Origin of the sequence: Pseudokineococcus sp. 5B2Z-1 (genome assembly GCF_037482305.1) — a bacterium.
In the GTDB taxonomy this organism is placed as follows: domain Bacteria; phylum Actinomycetota; class Actinomycetes; order Actinomycetales; family Quadrisphaeraceae; genus Pseudokineococcus.
The window spans coordinates 56,507-64,147 of the sequence record NZ_JBBHZG010000009.1 but is presented as its reverse complement, the minus strand read 5'-3'; the positions used below and the strand labels follow the sequence as shown (position 1 = coordinate 64,147).

The 7,641-nt window shown below is 78.8% G+C and carries 6 protein-coding genes, 1 rRNA gene and 1 pseudogene; 3 read left to right on the top strand and 5 right to left on the bottom strand.

The genetic code is table 11. The features are described 5' to 3' along the window. Positions 1 to 68, top strand: a 5S ribosomal RNA gene (rrf, locus tag WDV85_RS17210); the annotation flags it as partial. Between the two features lie 95 nt (positions 69 to 163). Here rrf and WDV85_RS16525 read toward each other — a convergent pair. Continuing rightward, positions 164 to 1,477: an ABC1 kinase family protein gene (locus tag WDV85_RS16525; protein ID WP_339571661.1), complete on the bottom strand. Its 1,314-nt coding sequence runs from the start codon at positions 1,475 to 1,477 to the stop codon at positions 164 to 166. An 89-nt stretch (positions 1,478 to 1,566) separates the two neighbouring features. Beyond that, positions 1,567 to 2,505 (bottom strand): hypothetical protein, encoded by a 939-nt coding sequence (locus WDV85_RS16520; protein WP_339571660.1) that lies wholly within the window; start codon positions 2,503 to 2,505, stop codon positions 1,567 to 1,569. 127 nt (positions 2,506 to 2,632) lie between these two features. On the opposite strand from WDV85_RS16520, the gene WDV85_RS16515 reads away from it, so the two are divergent. Continuing rightward, positions 2,633 to 3,304 carry a M48 metallopeptidase family protein gene (locus WDV85_RS16515; protein WP_339571659.1) on the top strand — a complete coding sequence of 224 codons (672 nt, stop codon included), beginning with the start codon at positions 2,633 to 2,635 and terminating at the stop codon, positions 3,302 to 3,304. An 89-nt stretch (positions 3,305 to 3,393) separates the two neighbouring features. Here the strand turns inward: WDV85_RS16515 and WDV85_RS16510 are convergent. Next, a pseudogene (locus WDV85_RS16510) lies at positions 3,394 to 3,903 on the bottom strand (NUDIX hydrolase); the annotation flags it as partial. Next, a complete protein-coding gene (locus WDV85_RS16505) occupies positions 3,900 to 5,321 on the bottom strand; it encodes a zinc-dependent metalloprotease (RefSeq protein WP_339571658.1) in 1,422 nt (473 codons plus the stop codon). The gene WDV85_RS16505 and the pseudogene WDV85_RS16510, both read right to left, overlap by 4 nt. 324 nt (positions 5,322 to 5,645) lie before the next feature. On the opposite strand from WDV85_RS16505, the gene WDV85_RS16500 reads away from it, so the two are divergent. After that, entirely contained in the window at positions 5,646 to 6,797 is a 1,152-nt protein-coding gene (locus WDV85_RS16500) for a YlbL family protein (protein WP_339571657.1), read from the top strand. A gap of 96 nt (positions 6,798 to 6,893) precedes the next feature. On the opposite strand, the gene WDV85_RS16495 is transcribed toward WDV85_RS16500, so the two are convergent. After that, positions 6,894 to 7,478 carry a PPA1309 family protein gene (locus WDV85_RS16495; protein ID WP_339571656.1) on the bottom strand — a complete coding sequence of 195 codons (585 nt, stop codon included), beginning with the start codon at positions 7,476 to 7,478 and terminating at the stop codon, positions 6,894 to 6,896. Positions 7,479 to 7,641: the final 163 nt, after the last annotated feature.

Sequence of the window (7,641 nt, the reverse complement as noted above, 5' to 3'; positions counted from 1 at the left end):
AAGCTAAGCCCGTTCGCGCCGATGGTACTGCGTGGGGGACTGCGTGGGAGAGTAGGTCGCCGCCGGACTTCATCTGTGGAAGGGCCACCCCCCTTGTGGGGGGTGGCCCTTTCGCATGCCCGAAGCACGTCCGGTCCGCGCGAGCGGTGTCGGTGTCGAGAGGTCAGGCGTCGGCGAAGCCGGGCAGGTGGTCCTCGAGCACCTCGATGCAGGGCACCGTGCCGCCGAGCTGGCACAGCACGCCCAGGCCACCGAGCCACACGCGGTGGATGAGGACGTACTCGCGGGGCAGGTTGAGCTTGAGGCCGACCGCCCACGCCGGCGTCCGCGGGTCGCGCACCTCCGCGAAGAGCTCGCGCAGCCAGGCCCGGTCGAAGGTGAAGAGCTCGGTGTCCAGAGGGCGCAGGAACGTCGACACGTAGTCGAGGAGCGCGCGCCCGTCGAGCTCGATGCTCGGCTTGATGAAGCCCTCCTCGCGCAGGCCCGCGACGACGCCGTCGGGGTCGTCCGAGAGGGCGACGCCCAGCAGACGGCCGACCGCGGGGGGCATCCCGTCCGGGAGGCGCTTGACGGCGCCGAAGTCGAGGATGCCGAAGCGCCCGTCCCGGGTCAGGCGGAAGTTGCCCGGGTGCGGGTCGGCGTGGAGGAGACCCGTCTCGGCCGGACCGAGCAGGAGGAACTCCAGGTAGCGCCGCGACGCGAGGTCGCGCTCCTCCTGGCTGCCCTCGCGGATGACCGTCGAGAGGGGCTCCCCGTCGAGCCACTCGGAGACGATGACCTTCTCGGTGCTCTCCAGGACCTCGGGGACCGCGAAGTCGGGGTCGTCGCGGAAGGCGTCGGCGAAGGCCCGCTGCGAGGCGGCCTCCACGGTGTAGTCGAGCTCCTCGACGAGGCGCTCCTTCAGCTCCGCCAGGACGGGGCCGAGGTCGAGGCCCGGAAGCCACGAACCGGTCAGCCGGGCGACGCGGGACACCTGCGTGATGTCCGCGACGAGCGCCTGCGCCGCCCCCGGGTACTGGATCTTGACGGCCACGGGCCGACCGTCCTCCCACGTGCCCCGGTGGACCTGGCCGATCGAGGCCGCCGCGACCGGCTCGTCGTCGAAGGTGGCGAAGCGCGTGCGCCAGTCGGGCCCCAGCTCGCGGTCGAGGACGCCGTGGACGGTGGCGGCGGGCATCGGGGGCGCAGAGTCCTGCAGGCGGGTGAGGGTGGCGCGGTAGGGCGCCGCCACCTCCTCGGGCAGCGCCGCCTCGAAGATGCTCATGGCCTGGCCGACCTTCATCGCGCCGCCCTTGAGCTGGCCGAGCACGGTGAAGAGCTGCTCGGCGGTGCGCGCCTGCATCTCGGCCGCGACGGCCTCCGCCGGCCGGCCGCCCAGCCGCTTGCCCAGGCCGACGGCCGTCCTCCCGGCGAAGCCGGCGGGCAGGCTCGCGAGGCGCACGCCCCGCTGCAGGGCTCGGCGCGGCAGCTCGTCCACCCGCCCATCATCACCCGGTGGCCCGACCGGCGCGGCCCGGCCCCTCGCCCCGGGCGCCGGGGAGCCGGCTCGGGTGCTCGACGGTCGGGTCACGGGGGCGGCCAGGTGCAGCCGCAGGACGGGTGCGGGGCCCACGCCCGCCCGGACGGCACCCCGTCGGGCAGGCGCACCTCCCACGACGCGCCTCCGGCCGCCGACCCGGTCGCGTCGTCCAGGTGGGCGAGGGCCTGCGCCACGGCCAGCGCGCAGGCGAGGCGGAGCAGGACGACGTCGGGGACGGCCGTCGTGGCGGGCGAGGCGAGCTGTGCGGCGACGAGGGGCCACTCGGGGTCGCGGTCGGCGCGGTGCAGCTCGACGCAGCGGAGGCAGGGCCCCGCCCCCGGGACGACGAGGGGGCCCACGACGGCGGACCTCTCGCGCACGACCACGGGCAGGTGGTCGACGTCGGCACGGACGAGCCGCGCCGCCCGGGCAGGAGCGACGAGGGCGTCCGCCACGAGGACCACGAGGTCGGGCGGGGCTGCTGCGGCTCCCGGCGGGGGAGGGCCGGTCCCCGCTCCCCGGGGGGCCGCCCCCGGGCTGCGCACCGCCACGGCGCCGGTCCCGGCCTCCCGCAGCCCGGCGGCGACGGCGTCCGCGACGCGGCCCGCGCCGTCGACGACGACGACCCGCCGCGCCCGGCCGGCGAGCACGTCCCAGCCGCTCCGGCCGTGGACGAGCGCCAGCGCGGTGGCCTCGGCCGCCGTCGCGCGCGCCGCGGCGCGGCTGCCGGGCGCGGCGGGGTGCTCGAGGACCCCGGCCGTCGCGAGGAGACCGACCAGCCGCGCCGCGTCCGCGGGGGCGACGCCCCGCGCGGCGGCCCTCGTCGTGAGAGCGCCGTCCGGCACCCCGTCCACGAGGTCCTCGAGCAGCGCCTCCTCGCCGGCGGACAGGTCCTCCAGGACGACGGCGTGGGCGGGGTCCAGCCCCAGCTGCAGCCGGTCGAGGCCGCGCCAGCACCGGCGCAGCCCCGGGGAGATCCTCAGCACCGCGCCCCCCGTCCTCGCCCGGCGGGCGTCCCGGTCGAGGGTGCCAGCGCCCGGCGCGGCCGACGGCGCGCGTCCACAGGCCGCGCGCCTCGGGGCCCCACCGAGGCGCAGCCGCTACCGTCCGGCCATGGACGCAGGGGGCGGCGCGGCCCGGCGGTCGTCGCGCGACGGCGCCGCCGGGCGCCCGCCCGTCCAGGTCCGGCGCAGCGCGCGCCGCCGCCGCACCGTCACCGCCTTCCGCGAGGACGGTGCGGTCGTCGTCTGCATCCCGGCGCGCTTCTCCCGCGCCGAGGAGGCCCAGTGGGTCGAGCGCATGGTGGCGCGGCTGTCGGCCCGCGACGCCCGCCGCCACCTCGACGACGGCGAGCTGGCGTCGCGCGCCCGGTCGCTCTCCGAGCGCTACCTCGACGGGCGGGCCGTGCCGACCTCCGTCCGCTGGGTCGGCAACCAGCGGTCGCGGTGGGGCTCGACGACGCCCGCGGACGGCACGATCCGGCTGTCGTCGTCCCTGCAGGGCCTGCCGCCGTGGGTCGTGGACTACGTCCTCCTCCACGAGCTCGCGCACCTGCTCGTGCCGGGCCACGGCGACGACTTCTGGCGCCTGCTGACCGCCTACCCGCGGACCGAGCGCGCCCGGGGCTACCTCGAGGGGTGGTCCGCCGCGGACGCCCGGCGCGAGGGCGGCGACGCCGGCCGCGACGCGGACGAGGCCGCCGAGGACGACCCGGACGCGGACGGGGGCACGGCAGGGGACGCCGACGTCGCCGCGGGGCTACGTAGACCCCGGCGGGCGCCCTGACGGAGCTCCTCCGCGGCGCGCCGCAGGCGCGCCGGCAAGTCGGCGGCCACGGCCGGGCCGCCGTCGACACCGTCCGGCAGGTGGTCGAGCGGCCACCACGCCACGGCGTCGCTCTCGACGCTCGCGCTCGTCGCCGCCGCCGGGTCCACGACGGCGAGGACGGCGACGTCGAGGTGCGACCGGCACCGCCCGAAGGCGGCGGAGAGCTCGTGGTGGTCGAGGTCGACGGGGTGGGGGCCTGCGCGGACGGCGGAAGTGGGCACGCCCGTCTCCTCGACGAGCTCGCGCAGGCCCGCGGCCACGAGCCCGGCGTCCCCCGGCTCGACGTGCCCGCCCGGCTGCACCCAGAAGCCACCCCGGCGGTGCAGCACGAGGAGGGTCCGCTCGCCGGCGGGGTCGAGGACGAGGGCGCTCGCCGTCAGGTGGTCGGGGCTGCCGTCGCGGTCGAGCGCCCCCGGGACGCCCAGGTGCTCCAGGTAGCGCCGGCGCAGCGCGGCCTGCTCGGCGCTCGGCGCGGGCGACGCCGCCGCCCAGGCCTCGAGCTCGGCACGGGCCGCGGCTCGGCGCCGCGCCTCGACGCCCGCGCCCGCGACGCTCACCGCGGGGCGCCGCCGCCGTCGCCGGGCCGCTCGTCGCCGGGCCGGTCGTCGTCGGGCTCGTCGTCCTGCCCGCCCTCGTCCTGCCGAGCCGTCCGCTCGCCGGCGGAGCGCTCGTGCCGGGCCTCGCCGAGGCCGCCGTCGAGCAGCTGCGCGAGGGCCGCGTCGACGTCGGAGGCCTGCTCGTCCGCCCGCGAGCGGCGCCCGGCGTAGCCGGCCGGGTCGTCGAGGTCCTCGGCGCCCGGGACGAGGTCGGGGTGCGACCAGGCGCCGTCCCGGCCCTCGACCCCCTCGGCGGCCTCGACGGCGGCCCACAGCGCGGCCGCGTCGCGCAGCCGGCGGGGCCGCAGCTCGAGGCCGACGAGGCTCGAGAGCGTGTGCTCGGCCGGCCCGCCCGCCGCCCGGCGGCGCCGGACGACCTCGCGGAGGGCGGCTGCGCTCGGCAGCGGCGCGGCCGCGGAGTCGACGACGTGGTCGACCCAGCCCTCGACGAGCGCCAGGACCGTCTCCAGCCGGCCGAGGGCCGCCTCCTGCTCGGGCGTGCGCTCCGGCTCGAGCATCCCCGAGCCGAGGGCCTGCTGCAGGGCCTCGGGGTCGGTCGGGTCGACGGACCGCACGGCCTCCTCGATGCGCTCGGTGTCGATCCGGATGCCGGCGGCGAAGGCCTCGACGATGCCGAGGACGTGGGCGCGCAGCCACGGGCGCTGCGTGAAGAGCCGGGCGTGCGCGCACTCGCGCAGCGCGAGGTAGAGGCGCACCTCCTCCAGCGGCACCTCGAGGCCCTCGGCGAAGGCGTCGACGTTCGCGGGCAGGAGGGCGGTGGTGCCCTCCGGGGCGAGGGGCAGGCCGATGTCGGTCCCCGACACGACCTCGCCGGCCAGCTCGCCGATCGCCTGGCCCACCTGCATGCCGAAGACGGCACCGCCGACGGAGCGGACGACGCCGCTGGCCGCGGAGACCATGGCCCGCATCTCCGGCGGCGCCTGCTCGGCCATCGCCGTGGCCATCGCCTCGCCCACGGAGCGGGCCACGGGCTCGGCGAGCTGCTTCCAGACCGGGAGGGTGGCCTCCACCCACTCCGAGCGCGACCAGGCGGCGCTCGTCGCACCCGCGCTCCCGAGGGCCGTGCGCTCGTCGAGCCACAGGTCGGCCAGCCGCAGCGCCTCCGCGGCCGAGCGGCGCGCGGCGTCCGGGACGCTCGGGTCGCCGTCGGCGACGGCGCGCTGACGGGCCACCTGGTGGGCGAGGTCCCAGTTGACGGGCCCGTCCCCGCCGCCCGCCATCATCTGCTGGACCTGGGCCATCATCCGGCCGAGCGCCGCCGGGTCGCCGGGCAGGCCCGCGGCCTGGAGCGCGGCCGGGTCGAGGTTCGCGAAGGGGTTCGCGCCGGCGGGTCCGCCGCCGGGCGGCATCCCGCCCATGAGCTGGCGCAGGAGGTCCTCGAGGGGGTTGCGGCCCTCGCCGTCGTCGGGGCGGCCGGGGGGGCGGGGTCTGGCTCATGGCTCCTCCTGCGGGCGGGACGCGTGCGGGTCGCCGGCTCGTGCTCGCCGGTGGGCGCCGGTGCGGACGGGGCGGTCGGCGGGCGACGGCCCGGTGTGCGGCCCTCGCGTCGGCGCCCGTGCGGCGCCCCGGCTCTCCACGGTAGCGAGCGGCGGGGGAGGATCGCCCTCGCGCGGGCGCCGTCCGCGCAGGGCGTAGCGCCCCGCACGGTCGGGCACGGGGCGAGCAGCCGTCGAGGAGGGTGCATGGGCGAGGACGTCAGCGCGGTCGACCGGTCCGGCGCCGACGGCACCGTCGGGAGCGAGGGCGGTGCCGGGCGCCGGCGCGGGCCGTGGCGCTCGGCCGCCGGCGCCCTGGGCGTCTGCTTCGGGGCGTCGCTCCTGCTGCTGTCGCTCCTCGGCGCGGCCGGCACCCCGTACGCGGTGGAGGCCCCCGGCCCCGTCCTCGACGTCCTCGGCGAGGGGCGCGACGGCGAGCCCCTCATCAGCGTGGAGGGGCGGGAGACCTACCCCACCGAGGGGAGCCTGGACCTGCTGACGGTGAGCACCTCCGGCGGCCCCGGCCGCGACGTCGTCCTCGCGCAGGTGGTCTCCGCGTGGCTCGACCCCGTGGAGGAGGCCCTGCCCGTGGGGCGGGTGTTCGCGCCCGACCAGACCCGCGAGGACGTCGACGAGGCGCGCCAGGCGCAGATGTCGTCCTCCCAGCAGGCGGCGACCGCGGCCGCCCTGCGCGAGCTCGACGTGCCCGTCGACGTGCGCCTGCGCGTCTCCGGGGCCGCCGGCGAGGAGCTGCCGGACGGCCTGGAGCCCGGCGACGTCATCACCGCGGTCGACGGCCGCCCCGCCCCGACCGTGGACGACCTCCGCGCGCGCCTCCAGGAGGTCGAGCCCGGCGCCGAGGTGCGCCTCGGGCTCGAGCGCGACAGCGCGGAGCTCGAGGTGGCCGTCACCACGTCGCGGGGCGACGACGGCCGCACCGTCCTCGGCGTCCTGCTCGACCCCGAGGTGCAGGTGCCCTTCGAGGTCGACATCAGCATCGACGACGTCGGCGGCCCGAGCGCCGGCATGGTCTTCGCCCTGGGGCTCGTCGACCTCCTGACGCCCGGCTCCCTCATCGGGGGCCTGCACGTCGCCGGGACGGGCACGGTCAGCGCCGAGGGCGCGGTCGGACCCATCGGCGGCATCCGGCAGAAGCTCGTGGGCGCCTCCCGCGCGGGGGCCGAGGTCTTCCTCGCCCCGGCGGTCAACTGCGACGAGGTCGTCGGGCACGTGCCGGACGGGATGCGCGTCGTCGCCGTCTCCTCCCTCGGAGAGGCGCGCTCGGCCCTCGAGGAGCTGGCCGACGGGGGAGGGCAGGAGCTGCCCGGCTGCCGGGAGGCGCTGGCCGCGGCCGGCTGAGCGGCGAGCTCCGCCACGGCGGGCCCCGCGGACACCCTGCCGGGGGGAGCTCGCGCTGGTGCCTCCCGCGAGCGGCCTCCGGGACCGGGCCCGGCGTCAGCCGCCGGTGAGCGTGGCGCGCAGGGCCGCCGACAGGCCGGGCACGAGGTCCTCGCCGACGACGACGCGGAGGTCGTCGTCCTCGAGGCGCCGGCGCACCGCGCTGCCCGTGGACCCGTCCCGCAGCACGGCGACGGCGATGCGGACGTCCTGGCGCTCGGGGTGGGAGCGCACCGCCTCGAGGGCGGCCGCGGGGTCCTCGGGCAGCTCCACGGAGGGCGGCACGACGACGCGCTCGACGACGACCGCCGCTCCCGCCACGGCCGGCGGCCAGCCGATGCGCCCGAGGAGCTCCTCGAGGCCCTCGGCCTCGGGCAGCTCCTCCTGCTCGACCGACGTCAGGTGGTCGGGGTCGCCGAGGGCCTCGGCGACGACCTCGGCGGGCAGGACGTCCGCCAGCGACGGGTCGGTCGCGACGGCGTCGGCCGTGCGCAGGAGGGCGAAGACGCGCGGCGGCGCGTCCCAGCCGGCGACCGCCACGTGGCGCTCGACCTCGAGGGCCGCGCGCTCGAGCGCCGCGAGCGGGGGAACCGGCGGGGCGCCCCGCTCGTCGTCCGGGGAGGGACCGGGGGAGGTGTCCACGGCGCCGATCGTGCCGCACCCGGGCGCCCTCCGGCCGCCCGGCAGGGGAGCCGGGGGTCGCCCGGGGGGCCGGCGGTGACCGTGGGACCCTGGGCCCGCACCGTCCGCAGCCCGCAGCCGGCCGTCGCGAGGCGACCACGAGAGGTTCCCCAGACGTGAGCTC

Coding starts and splice junctions, on each gene's coding strand:
- WDV85_RS16505 (WP_339571658.1), bottom strand. CDS start 5,321: ATGGGCGGGATGCCGCCCGGCGGCGGACCCGCCGGCGCGAACCCCTTC.
- WDV85_RS16515 (WP_339571659.1), top strand. CDS start 2,633: ATGGACGCAGGGGGCGGCGCGGCCCGGCGGTCGTCGCGCGACGGCGCC.
- WDV85_RS16500 (WP_339571657.1), top strand. CDS start 5,646: ATGGGCGAGGACGTCAGCGCGGTCGACCGGTCCGGCGCCGACGGCACC.